Source organism: Corticimicrobacter sp. (assembly GCF_040137905.1).
In the GTDB taxonomy this organism is placed as follows: Bacteria; Pseudomonadota; Gammaproteobacteria; order Burkholderiales; family Burkholderiaceae_B; genus Corticimicrobacter.
In genome coordinates this window covers 1-11972 of the sequence record NZ_JBEFDG010000053.1, presented here as the reverse complement: position 1 = coordinate 11972, position 11972 = coordinate 1, and the positions used below count along the sequence as shown (strand labels likewise).

General features: G+C 59.5%; 14 protein-coding genes. 11 read left to right on the top strand and 3 right to left on the bottom strand.

The window, feature by feature from the left end; all coding sequences use genetic code 11:
- Positions 1–9: 9 nt before the first annotated feature.
- Positions 10–1146: a DNA-processing protein DprA gene (dprA, locus tag ABN482_RS09045; RefSeq protein WP_349503678.1), complete on the bottom strand. Its 1137-nt coding sequence runs from the start codon at positions 1144–1146 to the stop codon at positions 10–12.
- Positions 1147–1351: 205 nt separating this feature from the next.
- On the opposite strand from dprA, the gene ABN482_RS09040 reads away from it, so the two are divergent.
- The 9 genes from ABN482_RS09040 (at position 1352) to ABN482_RS09000 (ending at position 8657) form a co-directional block, all read left to right on the top strand.
- Complete coding sequence (locus tag ABN482_RS09040) at positions 1352–1783, top strand: ATP synthase subunit I (RefSeq protein ID WP_349503677.1); 432 nt, start codon at positions 1352–1354, stop codon at positions 1781–1783.
- 42 nt (positions 1784–1825) lie between these two features.
- On the top strand, positions 1826–2707 hold the full coding sequence (gene atpB, locus ABN482_RS09035; RefSeq protein WP_349503676.1) for a F0F1 ATP synthase subunit A: 882 nt from the start codon (positions 1826–1828) through the stop codon (positions 2705–2707).
- Between the two features lie 86 nt (positions 2708–2793).
- A complete protein-coding gene (gene atpE, locus ABN482_RS09030; protein WP_109061170.1) occupies positions 2794–3036 on the top strand; it encodes a F0F1 ATP synthase subunit C in 243 nt (80 codons plus the stop codon).
- 132 nt (positions 3037–3168) lie between these two features.
- Entirely contained in the window at positions 3169–3639 is a 471-nt protein-coding gene (locus ABN482_RS09025; RefSeq protein WP_349503675.1) for a F0F1 ATP synthase subunit B, read from the top strand.
- A 12-nt stretch (positions 3640–3651) separates the two neighbouring features.
- A complete protein-coding gene (locus ABN482_RS09020; protein WP_349503674.1) occupies positions 3652–4191 on the top strand; it encodes a F0F1 ATP synthase subunit delta in 540 nt (179 codons plus the stop codon).
- A gap of 35 nt (positions 4192–4226) precedes the next feature.
- On the top strand, positions 4227–5768 hold the full coding sequence (gene atpA, locus ABN482_RS09015; protein WP_349503673.1) for a F0F1 ATP synthase subunit alpha: 1542 nt from the start codon (positions 4227–4229) through the stop codon (positions 5766–5768).
- A 55-nt stretch (positions 5769–5823) separates the two neighbouring features.
- Positions 5824–6720 (top strand): F0F1 ATP synthase subunit gamma, encoded by an 897-nt coding sequence (gene atpG, locus ABN482_RS09010; protein WP_349503672.1) that lies wholly within the window; start codon positions 5824–5826, stop codon positions 6718–6720.
- 53 nt (positions 6721–6773) lie between these two features.
- The gene (atpD, locus tag ABN482_RS09005) at positions 6774–8195 is read left to right on the top strand and encodes a F0F1 ATP synthase subunit beta (protein ID WP_349503671.1); all 1422 of its coding nucleotides are present in this window, start codon (positions 6774–6776) and stop codon (positions 8193–8195) included.
- A gap of 30 nt (positions 8196–8225) precedes the next feature.
- A complete protein-coding gene (locus tag ABN482_RS09000) occupies positions 8226–8657 on the top strand; it encodes a F0F1 ATP synthase subunit epsilon (protein WP_109061176.1) in 432 nt (143 codons plus the stop codon).
- Between the two features lie 94 nt (positions 8658–8751).
- Here the strand turns inward: ABN482_RS09000 and ABN482_RS08995 are convergent, their stop codons facing one another.
- Together ABN482_RS08995 and ABN482_RS08990 are read right to left on the bottom strand one after the other, a co-directional pair.
- Positions 8752–9129 (bottom strand): MDR/zinc-dependent alcohol dehydrogenase-like family protein, encoded by a 378-nt coding sequence (locus ABN482_RS08995; protein ID WP_349503670.1) that lies wholly within the window; start codon positions 9127–9129, stop codon positions 8752–8754.
- Between the two features lie 209 nt (positions 9130–9338).
- Positions 9339–9734: a hypothetical protein gene (locus tag ABN482_RS08990; RefSeq protein ID WP_349503669.1), complete on the bottom strand. Its 396-nt coding sequence runs from the start codon at positions 9732–9734 to the stop codon at positions 9339–9341.
- Between the two features lie 87 nt (positions 9735–9821).
- On the opposite strand from ABN482_RS08990, the gene ABN482_RS08985 reads away from it, so the two are divergent.
- Together ABN482_RS08985 and hemE are read left to right on the top strand one after the other, a co-directional pair.
- Entirely contained in the window at positions 9822–10616 is a 795-nt protein-coding gene (locus ABN482_RS08985; RefSeq protein ID WP_349503668.1) for a hypothetical protein, read from the top strand.
- A 52-nt stretch (positions 10617–10668) separates the two neighbouring features.
- On the top strand, positions 10669–11748 hold the full coding sequence (gene hemE / locus ABN482_RS08980) for a uroporphyrinogen decarboxylase (protein WP_349503667.1): 1080 nt from the start codon (positions 10669–10671) through the stop codon (positions 11746–11748).
- The last annotated feature ends 224 nt before the right edge of the window (positions 11749–11972 follow it).

The window sequence follows — 11972 nt, the reverse complement described above, 5'->3', positions numbered from 1 at the left end:
GCTGCAGGTTCAATCGGGCTGTGTGGCCTGGTAGCGCCCGTCGGGCAGGCAGGCGATGAATCCGGCCAGTTCGAGTGCCAGCAGGGCGGTCTGCAGTGTGGCGGCAGGCAGGCTGGTTCTCGCCTGGAGTGCATCGATATGCAAAGTTTCGCAGCCCAGGGCTGACAGCAATGCTGTGCTTTCCGTGCCGCCAGGCGGGCGGCGTCGGGTAGCCGCAGTGACAGGGAAGGGAGACGGCCGAGGTGGGACAAGCACCACCTCGATGTCTGCCATGCTTTCCGTCAGGATGGCCCCTTCGCGGATCAACTGGTGGCAGCCACGGGAAAGGGGGGAATGGATGGAACCGGGCAGGGCAAAGACGTCGCGGCCCATTTCTCCTGCCTGGCGCGCAGTGATCAGCGAACCGCTGCCGTGGCTGGCCTCGGCCACCAGTATGCCGCGTGAGAGGCCGGCAATCAGGCGGTTGCGCTGTGGAAAGTGAAAGGGGCGGGCCTGTTGCCAGGGGGGATATTCGGATAGCAGCAGGCCGTGCTGTCCCAGAATGCGTTCGGTCAGTGCGCGGTGACGGGGTGGGTAAATGTGGTCGAGCCCGTTGCCCAGCAGTGCAATCGTGCGGCCCCCTGTGGCTTCGAGTGCACCGGCGTGGGCGGCACCATCGATGCCGCTGGCCAGGCCGCTGACGATGCACCAGCCGCAGGCGGCCAGATGGTGGGAAAACCGGCGCGCACCATCCAGGCCGTAGCGGGTGGCACTGCGTGCGCCGACGATGGCAAAACCCGGCAAGGCCAGGCAGTCGATGTCGCCCATGGCGTAGAGCACAATGGGCGGGTCGGCAATGTGCCGCAGCAATTCCGGATAGCGCGGGTCGTCCTGCGTCAGAATCAGTCTGCCTGGTGTTTGCCGCCAGTGCTCGATGCGGTCGATCATTGCGGCAATCTGTGGCTGCATGGGGGTCTCCAGTCGTGCCGTCAACGCACGTGGCAGGGCAACTGGCCAGCCGGCAGGCGGACGGCTGAAAAAATTGGCTGGCGTATCCAGGGCATCGCGCAGGCTGCGTGCCGCGATGGGGCCGATGCCAGGCTCCAGGGACAGGCGCAGCCAGGCATGCAGGACAGTGTCGACAGGCGGTGGGGGAGGAGGTGTCATGCCATACAGTATGGGGATGGCGGGTGTCCGTGCCCATGCGAGTGCGACCAATTTGCGCAACCTTTTCAAAAGGAGGTCTGTAACGAAATGGTGCTGCCTTTGCTTGATGGGATACCAAAAATCACGCTATACTTGATGAGATTTGAAACTTGCGAATCGTGTCTGCGGACAGAATCGGCAGGAAGCAGAAAACCGGGAGCGGTGCATGGAGCAGCAGGCGCGGGAGTTCACCGAAGCGGAACGCGCAGCGCTGACCAGCCGGGCGTGCAGGGGATTGATGTGGGCGGTGCTGGCGCAGGCTGTAATGGCAGGCGTGGCAGTGTTGCTGTCGGCCGTTTTTGCCGGCAAGTGGGCGGCATTGTCAGCTCTGGCAGGTGCCCTGGCCTATCTGATACCCAACGCGTTGTATGCGGCACGACTGATGTTTCACGTCGCGCAGAGGCGTACCGGTTCGGGTGTGCTTCTCGTGGGTGAGATGCTCAAGCTGGTCGCGGTTGGCCTGCTTCTGTGGATCCTGGCGCGTGTCGCGGGAGAATGGCTGGTCTGGCCGGCGTTGCTGCTGGGACTGCTGCTCACGCTCAAGGGCTATCTGCTGCTTGTGCCGTTTCGCAAGAAGATGGGATTGGATTTGTCATAAACGGGGCCCCAGGGCCTGTCTGCAAACCGGGTAGGAAGAAATATGGCTGCTGCCAGCGACGTATCGCCTCAATCTGCTTATATTCAGCACCATCTGGTGCATTTCAATACCATCGGCGAGAAGCAGACTGCGGTTGCCGATTGGTCCATCATCAACTATGACTCCATCGCCTGGTCCCTGATGATGGGATTGGTCGTCGTGTTCGTGCTGTGGCTGGCTGCGCGCCGTGCGACGGCAGGTGTCCCGGGACGCTTTCAGTCTGCCGTCGAAATGGTCGTGGCGCTGGTTGACGATCAGGCCAAGTCCATCGTTCCCAACGCCAAGAGCCGTCTGTTTATCTCCCCGCTGGCCTTGACCGTGTTCCTGTGGGTCATTCTCATGAATGCACTCGACCTGCTGCCGGTCGACCTGCTGCCCACTATCTGGAAGCTTACCGGCCTGGGTGCCGAACATGGCGATCCACTGTACTACCACCGCGTCCTGCCGACCGCCGATCTGAACATCCCGCTGGGCATGTCGCTGGGCGTGCTGCTGCTGATGCTCTACTACGGCATCAAGATCAAGAGCCCGGGCGGTTTCATCAAGGAACTGTTCACCGCGCCCTTCCATGGTCACGGCTTCGGTGCCATTATTCTGGCTCCCGCCAACCTGTTGATGAATCTGATCGAATACGCAGCCAAGACGGTTTCGCTGGCCATGCGACTGTTCGGCAACATGTTCGCCGGCGAACTGGTCTTCATGCTGATCGCCCTGCTGGGTGGTGCATGGGTCGGACTCGACGGCATGAGCATCGGTCTGGGTATCGGCCACGTGCTGGCTGGTTCCGTCTGGGCCATTTTCCATATTCTGATTGTGTTGTTGCAGGCCTTTATCTTCATGATGCTGACCCTGGTCTATCTGGGTCAGGCGCATGAAGGTCACTGACCTGTCTGCTGCTGCGGATCGGAATATCCTGAAGTTCCCCCTATAACCTGTTTTTCTGATTTCAGATTTTTAACCAAGGAGTTGTCATGACCAACGTCGCTTTCGTTGCGCTCGCTTGCGGTTTGATTATCGGTCTGGGCGCGATCGGCGCTTGCATCGGTATTGCTATCATGGGTGGTAAGTACCTGGAAGCTTCGGCTCGTCAGCCTGAGCTGATCAACACCCTGCAGACCAAAATGTTCCTGCTGGCCGGTCTGATCGACGCTGCGTTCCTGATCGGTGTCGGTATCGCTCTGCTGTTCGCTTTCGCAAACCCGTTCGTCGGCTGATTGCGCAGGCTGCTCCCGCAGCAGCGGGGGGTTCTTCACGCGCGGGCGGGGCATGTCGATGACATGCCTGGCCTGGCAGAATCTGTGGCGGCGGGCCTGGCCCAATGCCGATTGATGTAATAGGGAACGACCGTGAATCTCAACGCGACGATCTTTTTCCAGATGCTCGTGTTCTTCGTTCTGGCGTGGTTTACGATGAAATTCGTATGGCCGCCCCTGACGAAGGCCATTGAGGAGCGCCGCCAGAAAATTGCCGACGGCCTCGCTGCGGCAGAAAAAGGCAAGGCGGATCTGGCTCAGGCGCAGGCTCGTGTCAGCCTGATCGAAGCTGCTGCCAAGACTGAAAACCAGGGCCGTCTGGCCGATGCGGACAAGCAGGCTGCTCGCATCATTGAGCAGGCTCGCAAGGAAGGCGAAGCCGAGCGTGCCCGTATCGTGGCACAGGCTCGCCAGGAAGCCGAGCAGGAGGCACAGCGTGTACGCGAATCGCTGCGCAACGATGTGGCTGTGCTTGCAGTGAGCGGCGCAGAACAAATCCTCCGGCGCGAGGTCGATGCCCGCGCACACGCCGAGCTGCTCGACCAGCTCAAGGCCCAGCTTTAATTCGGAACCGCCATGGCTGAACTTTCGACCGTTGCCAGACCCTATGCCGAAGCGCTGTTCGCTGCCGTCCGCGATGATGCGGAAGGCCTCGGGCGCTGGGCAGAACGGGTGGATGAACTGGCCCAGGTAGCAGCGCTGCCCGATGTGCAGGCCGCGCTCAACGATCCTCGCCTGTCCGCAAATCAGCGTTTCGAGCTGTTTGCCGGGCTGGTCAAATCGGACCTGCCGCCTGCCGCCCGTAATTTCATTGAGCTGCTGACCGAAAACGGTCGCCTGTTGCTGCTGCCCGAGATTTCGTCGCAGTTCAACGCGCTCAAGCTGCGCCACGAAGGCAGCGCCCAGGCGGAAATCGTCAGTGCCTACGAACTCGACGCAGCACAGGTCGATGCACTCGTGGCCGGGCTTGAAAAAAAATTCGGTCTCAAAATCGAGGCACATGTCACGGTCGATCCTTCGCTGATCGGCGGCGTACGTGTCACGGTGGGTGACCAGGTGCTAGATACTTCCGTACAAGCCCAGCTGGCTGGCCTGCGCGACGCGCTGGCCGCCTGATGGCGACGAGATAACAGGATTCCAGGAGTCTGAACATGCAACTCAATCCGTCAGAGATCAGCGAACTGCTCAAGAGCCGTATCCAGAATCTGGCCGTTTCGACCGATGTGCGCACCCAAGGCACCGTCGTGTCCGTGACTGATGGCATTACCCGTATCCACGGTCTGTCCGACGTGATGCAGGGCGAAATGCTCGAATTCCCCAACAATACCTTCGGTCTGGCACTGAACCTCGAGCGCGACTCCGTCGGTGCCGTGATTCTGGGCGACTACAGCCACATCTCCGAAGGCGATCAGGTCAAGACCACCGGCCGCATTCTTGAAGTGCCGGTCGGCCCCGAACTCAAGGGTCGCGTGGTTGATGCACTGGGCAAGCCGATCGATGGCAAGGGCCCGATCAATGCCAAGCAGACCGACATCATCGAGAAGGTCGCTCCGGGCGTGATCGCTCGCCAGTCCGTGTCGCAGCCGCTGCAGACCGGCCTGAAGGCAATTGACTCCATGGTGCCCATCGGTCGTGGCCAGCGCGAGCTGATCATCGGTGACCGCCAGACCGGCAAGACCGCTGTTGCGGTCGACACCATCATCAGCCAGAAGGGCAAGGGCGTCACCTGCATCTACGTCGCCATCGGCCAGAAGGCTTCGACGATCAACAACGTGGTCCGCAAGCTCGAAGAGCATGGCGCACTGGAATACACCGTCGTCGTGGCTGCCACGGCGTCCGACTCGGCTGCCATGCAGTACCTGTCGGCCTACTCCGGCTGCACCATGGGCGAATACTTCCGCGACCGCGGCGAAGACGCCCTGATCATCTATGACGATCTGACCAAGCAAGCCTGGGCCTATCGCCAGATCTCGCTGCTGCTGCGCCGCCCGCCCGGCCGCGAAGCCTACCCTGGCGACGTGTTCTACCTGCACTCGCGCCTGCTCGAGCGTGCCGCTCGTGTCAACGAAGAGTATGTCGAGAAGTTCACCAACGGCGAAATCAAGGGCAAGACGGGCTCGCTGACGGCGCTGCCGATCATCGAAACCCAGGCCGGTGACGTGTCCGCATTCGTGCCGACCAACGTGATTTCGATTACCGATGGCCAGATCTTCCTCGAGAGCGATCTGTTCAACGCAGGTGTGCGTCCCGCCATCAACGCCGGTATCTCGGTGTCCCGCGTCGGTGGCGCTGCCCAGACCAAGGTCGTCAAGAAGCTGTCCGGCGGTATCCGTACCGACCTGGCTCAGTATCGTGAACTGGCTGCGTTCGCGCAGTTCGCTTCCGATCTCGATGATTCCACCCGCCGTCAGCTGGAGCGCGGCAAGCGCGTGGTCGAGCTGCTCAAGCAGCCCCAGTACCAGCCGCTGCAGGTTTGGGAACTGGCCGTGTCGCTGTTTGCGGTCAACAACGGCTACCTGGATGATGTCGCGGTCGAGCGCATCCTGCCGTTCGAGAAGGGCCTGAAGGATTATCTGCAATCCAAGTACGCTGATCTGATCCAGCGCATCGAAGACAAGAAAGAGCTGGTCAAGGACGACGAAGCCGCTCTGGTCGATGCGATCAAGGATTTCATCAAGAACGGGACCTATTGAGGCTCATGGACCTAGGGTGTCGCCTTCGGGCGATGCCTTGACAGGATAAAGTGCAATGGCCGGAATCAAGGAAATCCGAACCAAGATCAAGAGTGTGCAAAACACACGCAAGATCACCAAGGCGATGGAGATGGTGGCTGCATCCAAAATGCGCAAGGCGCAAGACCGGATGCGAGCAGGCCGCCCCTATGCCATCAAAGTGCGGGAAATTGCTTCGCACCTGATGAGCGCCAATCCCGAGTACTCGCACCCCTATCTCGTCGCCGCGCCTCAGGAGCGTGCGGTCGGCGTGGTGGTGGTATCGACCGACAAGGGCCTGTGCGGCGGTCTCAACACCAACATCATGCGTGTGGTGCTCCAGCGGCTCAAGGAGTTTCAGGCCGCAGGCGTAAGCACGCAGTTCACCCCGCTTGGCAACAAGGGTCTGGGTGTACTGACGCGGATCGGTGCCAACATCGTGTCGCAGGAAACCCAGTTGGGCGATCGTCCCAACATGGAACGCCTGATCGGTGCGATCAAGGTGCAGCTCGATGACTACATGGCCGGCAAGATCGATGCCGTCTACGTGGCCACCAACCGTTTCGTCAACACCATGCGCCAGGAGCCGGTTTTCCTGCGTCTGCTGCCGCTGCCCGATGGCAGTCTCAAGAGCCCGTTCGAAGAGGAGCAGCAGTCTGCGCTCGAGAGCAAGTATGGCTGGGACTACATCTATGAGCCGGATGCCAAGTCGGTCATCGATGACCTGCTGCACCGCTACGTGGAAGGCCTGATCTACCAGGCAGTTGCCGAAAACATGGCGTCCGAGCAATCGGCGCGCATGGTGGCCATGAAGGCTGCATCCGACAACGCCAAGAAAGTCATCGGCGATCTGCAACTGGTCTACAACAAGACCCGTCAGGCGGCGATTACCAAAGAAATTTCCGAAATCGTGGGGGGCGCTGCCGCGGTCTGATCATCAGGCCATCGACAGCATCCCATACAACAGTCATCAAGCAAGGAATCGACATGAGCAACGGAACCATCGTTCAGTGCATCGGCGCCGTGGTGGATATTCAGTTCCCCCGCGATCACATGCCCAAAATCTATGACGCTCTCACGCTGGCCGACGACAGTTCGGCTTTCGCTGAGAAGGGTCTGACCTTCGAAGTACAGCAGCAGCTGGGCGACGGCGTGGTGCGTACCATCGCCATGGGTTCGTCCGACGGCCTGCGCCGCGGCATGGCCGTGTCCAACACGGGTGCTCCGATCTCGGTGCCGGTCGGCCAGGCTACGCTGGGCCGCATCATGGACGTGCTGGGTCGTCCCATCGACGAAGTCGGCCCCATCGCGACCGAAGAGCGCCGTGCCATTCACCAGGCCCCCCCGGCATTCGACGAACTGTCGCCGTCGGTCGAGCTGCTCGAAACCGGCATCAAGGTGATCGACCTGGTGTGCCCGTTTGCCAAGGGCGGCAAGGTCGGCCTGTTCGGTGGTGCCGGCGTGGGCAAGACCGTGAACATGCTGGAGCTGATCAACAACATCGCCAAGCAGCACAGTGGTCTGTCGGTGTTCGCCGGCGTGGGTGAGCGTACCCGCGAAGGTAACGACTTCTACCACGAAATGGCCGACGCAGGCGTGATCCAGAAGGACAACCTGCCCGAGTCCAAGGTGGCGATGGTGTTCGGCCAGATGAACGAGCCCCCGGGCAACCGTCTGCGCGTGGCACTGTCGGGCCTGACGATGGCCGAGAAGTTCCGTGACGAAGGCCGTGACATCCTGTTCTTCGTTGACAACATCTACCGCTACACGCTGGCCGGTACCGAAGTGTCGGCACTGCTGGGTCGTATGCCTTCGGCTGTGGGCTACCAGCCTACGCTGGCCGAAGAAATGGGCAAGCTGCAGGAGCGGATCACCTCGACCAAGACCGGTTCGATCACCTCGATCCAGGCCGTGTACGTGCCTGCCGATGACTTGACCGACCCGTCGCCTGCCACGACCTTCCTTCACCTGGACTCGACCGTCGTGCTGTCGCGTGACATCGCTGCCCTGGGTATCTACCCGGCTGTCGATCCGCTCGACTCCACCAGCCGTCAGCTCGACCCGCAAGTCGTGGGTGAAGAGCACTACGGCGTGGCCCGTGGCGTGCAGCAAACGCTGCAGCGCTACAAGGAACTGCGTGACATCATCGCGATTCTGGGTATGGACGAACTGTCGCCCGACGACAAGCAGGCCGTGGCCCGTGCCCGCAAGATCCAACGCTTCCTGTCGCAACCGTTCCACGTTGCAGAAGTCTTTACCGGTGCACCTGGCAAGTACGTGCCGCTGGCCGAAACCATCCGTGGTTTCAAGATGATCGTCGAAGGCGAGTGCGATGCACTGCCCGAGCAGGCTTTCTATATGGTCGGCAGCATCGACGAGGCCTTCGAAAAAGCCAAGACCCTGCAGTAATCCGGCATACCGGTCAAAGAGGATTGCATTATGGCAACCATGCATGTTGATATCGTCAGCGCGGAAGAAAGCCTGTTTTCCGGCGAGGCCAAGTTTGTGGCCCTGCCGGGTGAAGCAGGCGAGCTGGGCATCCTGCCCGGCCACACGCCGCTGATCTCCCGGATCAAGGCCGGCGGCACCGTCAAGCTGGTGCGCCCGGACGGCAGCGAGGAGCATATCTTCGTGGCAGGCGGCATCCTCGAGGTGCAGCCCAACGCTGTCACGGTGCTGGCTGACACGGCGATCCGTGCTGCCGATCTGGACGAAGCCAAGGCCGAAGCGGCACGCAAGCGTGCCGAAGAAGCCCTGGCCAAGGCCACCGACAAGGCGGATATCGCTGTGGTCGAAGCTGAACTGGCCATGCTGGCCGCCCAGGCTTCCGCTGCGCGCCGCCTGCGCGAAAGTCGTTCCAGTCGTCACTGATCTGCGCAGCCGCTGCGTAAAAAAACCGCCTCTTGAGGCGGTTTTTTCTTTCCTGCTCGTTCCCGGCGAGTGCCAGGATGGTCTGCACGCCGGGTCAGTGGTATTCCTGATTTCCGTGCTTGCCTTGCACCAGCTTGCCGGCTGACAGCGACATCATCAGCAAGGCGATCTGCTCATGCATGATCAGTGTGTGCTCGTTGGCCGTATCCACCATGTATTTGCGCAGTTCTTCGCGAACCTTGGGTACGCCGGTCACATCAATGATGATATCAACCTCGTTGCCCTTGCTGACCAGCGTCATGAAATCCTGAGTGGTGGTTACGCCATGCTGCCTTGCCAGGGCGATGCCGGGTTGTTCCGGATCCAGATCCGCAACGCCCAGGACTTTGACGAAAGAGGCACCGAGGAGCTGGGTGAGCAGTGGCGTGCCGGTTTCCCCGGCACCGATCACGACAATGCGAAATTCATTCATACGATTTTCCTGATTGATGCAGTTGCACTGAAATGAAAGCCCATCCGGCCAGATACACGTAATGGGTCATATATCGAAACACTTTACCATTGTGCTGGAAGCCCGGAAAGCAGGATTGTTGCATGGGTGTGTCTGACTGGCTCAGTCCTGTTTACATGATTTTTAGCAAAGAAAATGCTTTCACCTTTTGGTAGAGGTGATAATAAATTTCATTTTTTTGAAAATTCAGTGTCAGGATTTTCAATATCGATTTTCCATTTTTCCCCTCTGATATGGGCGATGAGTTCTTCCGTGTCTGTCGGTTCTCCAGGAAATATTAAAAATGAATCATGGCTGCAGTGCCCGATAATGCTTGACTCTATGTTTCCCAAGTAATCAAAGGCAATTTCGGGGATTTTCTTGTGGTCTGAGCTGGACAGGTTTTTTCTTGCATAATAAAAAATGAATTCATATGTTTTTTTCCTGTTCCATCCGGACAGGATCAGGTTTTCAATGAAGGCATCCATGAGCGCCTGTGCTTCGTGAATGTCCATGGCTGTCCATGAATGGAGCACTTGTTTAAATTGAATGAATGCTGCTGTTTCATCAGGAATTCGGTTTTTCATTTGCAGGGTTCTGTTAGATTTGCGGATTGTTCACTCCGATGCATGCGACTACGCTTCTATCTTCTTGGCAAAATAGGAGTCCCGGAGATGACATACACCTTGGATTGTGCGGTCCTGTCACTGCCGGCGCAGGCCTTGTCCACGCAGCGATGGCTGGCACATATGCAGCCGGCACTGGTTCGGACCCGACTGCACCGACTGGACTGGAGCTGCATGGATGATGCTGCAGGGATGCTGCCTGCCCTGGCCATGGTGCTGCGCCGATATGATATCTGCGTGTTGCCCATCGAGCGCAATTCGCTGGCCTGGTTCCGTACGGCCCTGGCCGGTGCTGCGCAGGGCCAGGGCATACGCTTCGAGACACCGCTGCTGGGACTGATGCATCAGGTATGTGCCGTCGCGGTACGCGATCTGGTGCATCTTGGTCTGGATGACTATCTTTATCGTCAGGACGATGCCGATGTCGTCAGGGCACGCATGCTGACCCTGATGGCACGTCATGGCCGGCAGCGCCTGAAAGGCCCGGATATTGTCCTCGATGGCCTTGCGGATGCAATGTTGCCTGCAGGCAGGACGGCTCACTGCCCGACGGGCATCATGGAGTTGCCCGGGCGCTACGCGGTGAGTGATGCCCGGCCCTGGCAGAGACAGGCCTCGCCCGGACCGGCAGGCCGCGCAAGCGGGGATGAGTCCTTCAAGCAGGCCAAGCGCCGTGTCACGGATCGCTTCGAACAGGCCTATCTGCATGACCTGCTGCATCGGGCGCGTGGCAATATCACGCATGCCTCGCGGATCGCCCGCAAGCATCGTCGTTCCCTGTGGGCGCTGATGAGCAAACACCAGATCAGGGCTGAACCCTATCGTGTTGACATAACCCCATGAATAAAAAGGGCATAGCGGTTAAAATCAGCCCGACTCAATGATAGGAAGCCACATGCCCGCCACGCCCCTCAAGAATGACGTCTTTCTGCGCGCCCTGATGCGCCAGCCTGTTCCCTATACGCCGGTCTGGCTGATGCGCCAGGCAGGTCGCTATCTGGCTGAGTATCGTGAAACCAGGGCCCAGGCTGGCTCGTTCATGCAACTGGCGCAGAACCCGGATTTTGCGACCGAGGTCACGCTGCAGCCGTTGCGGCGCTTTCCGCTGGATGCAGCGATCCTGTTCTCGGATATCCTGACGGTGCCTCATGCCATGGGACTGGGGCTGGACTTCGTGGCCGGCGAAGGCCCTCAGTTCGCACGACCGGTGCGTGACGAAGATGCCGTCCGACGCCTGGCTGTGCCGGACATGTCGGAACTGCAGTATGTGTTCGATGCCGTTAGCCAGATTCGCCGCGAACTGGATGGGCAGGTACCGTTGATCGGGTTTGCCGGCAGTCCCTGGACCGTGGCCTGCTATATGGTGGAAGGGGGCAGTACGCGTGAGTATCGCCTGATCAAGACCATGATGGCTACGCGGCCGGACTTGCTGACCCGCATCCTGGATATCGTGGCGCAGACGACTGCCCAATATCTGAATGCCCAGATCGAGGCGGGAGCACAGGCGGTCATGATTTTTGACAGTTGGGGCGGCGTGCTGGCCGATGGCTGGTTCCAGAAATTTTCGCTGGCCTACAGCCGACAGGTCATCCAGGCGCTCAAGCGTGAGCGCGATGGCCAGAAAATCCCTGTCATCCTGTTTACCAAGGGGGGCGGGCTGTGGCTCGAAGATATCGCCGATAGTGGCTGTGATGCCATGGGGGTGGATTGGACCGTCAATCTGGCTTCGGCACGTCGGCGTGTCGGAGATCGCGTGGCGCTGCAGGGCAACATGGACCCGATGATGCTGTTTGGTACCGAGGAAAGCGTTCGGGCAGAGGCCCGCCGCATTCTTGATGACTTCGGTACGGTCGATGCCGGTGCCGGTCATGTCTTCAATCTGGGCCATGGCATTTCGCAGTTCACCGAGCCGGATGTGGTGGCTGCCCTGGTCGACGAGGTCCACAGTCATAGCCGCAAGTTGCACGGCAACTGATGCGTGTGGTTCCGGGCTGATGCCTTGCGGGGCACTCATCCTGGGTCGATATGCTTCAGGCAGGAAGGTTTTCTCCCCCCTTCCTGCCTGGTGCCTTTGGTATGGGCACTGATGACTTGTTCACATCGGAAAAAAGATGAACCTATCCGGTGACGTGATGGCCAAAAATTGGATCTTATTTTTATCTATTTGATATATAAGTATATTTATTTATTCAATCGTAG

Excerpts from the sequence above, each read along its gene's own strand:
- dprA (WP_349503678.1), bottom strand. The coding sequence starts at position 1,146 with ATGACACCTCCTCCCCCACCGCCTGTCGACACTGTCCTGCATGCCTGG.
- ABN482_RS09040 (WP_349503677.1), top strand. The coding sequence starts at position 1,352 with ATGGAGCAGCAGGCGCGGGAGTTCACCGAAGCGGAACGCGCAGCGCTG.
- atpB (WP_349503676.1), top strand. The coding sequence starts at position 1,826 with ATGGCTGCTGCCAGCGACGTATCGCCTCAATCTGCTTATATTCAGCAC.
- atpE (WP_109061170.1), top strand. The coding sequence starts at position 2,794 with ATGACCAACGTCGCTTTCGTTGCGCTCGCTTGCGGTTTGATTATCGGT.
- ABN482_RS09020 (WP_349503674.1), top strand. The coding sequence starts at position 3,652 with ATGGCTGAACTTTCGACCGTTGCCAGACCCTATGCCGAAGCGCTGTTC.
- atpA (WP_349503673.1), top strand. The coding sequence starts at position 4,227 with ATGCAACTCAATCCGTCAGAGATCAGCGAACTGCTCAAGAGCCGTATC.
- atpG (WP_349503672.1), top strand. The coding sequence starts at position 5,824 with ATGGCCGGAATCAAGGAAATCCGAACCAAGATCAAGAGTGTGCAAAAC.
- atpD (WP_349503671.1), top strand. The coding sequence starts at position 6,774 with ATGAGCAACGGAACCATCGTTCAGTGCATCGGCGCCGTGGTGGATATT.
- ABN482_RS09000 (WP_109061176.1), top strand. The coding sequence starts at position 8,226 with ATGGCAACCATGCATGTTGATATCGTCAGCGCGGAAGAAAGCCTGTTT.
- ABN482_RS08995 (WP_349503670.1), bottom strand. The coding sequence starts at position 9,129 with ATGAATGAATTTCGCATTGTCGTGATCGGTGCCGGGGAAACCGGCACG.
- ABN482_RS08990 (WP_349503669.1), bottom strand. The coding sequence starts at position 9,734 with ATGAAAAACCGAATTCCTGATGAAACAGCAGCATTCATTCAATTTAAA.
- ABN482_RS08985 (WP_349503668.1), top strand. The coding sequence starts at position 9,822 with ATGACATACACCTTGGATTGTGCGGTCCTGTCACTGCCGGCGCAGGCC.
- hemE (WP_349503667.1), top strand. The coding sequence starts at position 10,669 with ATGCCCGCCACGCCCCTCAAGAATGACGTCTTTCTGCGCGCCCTGATG.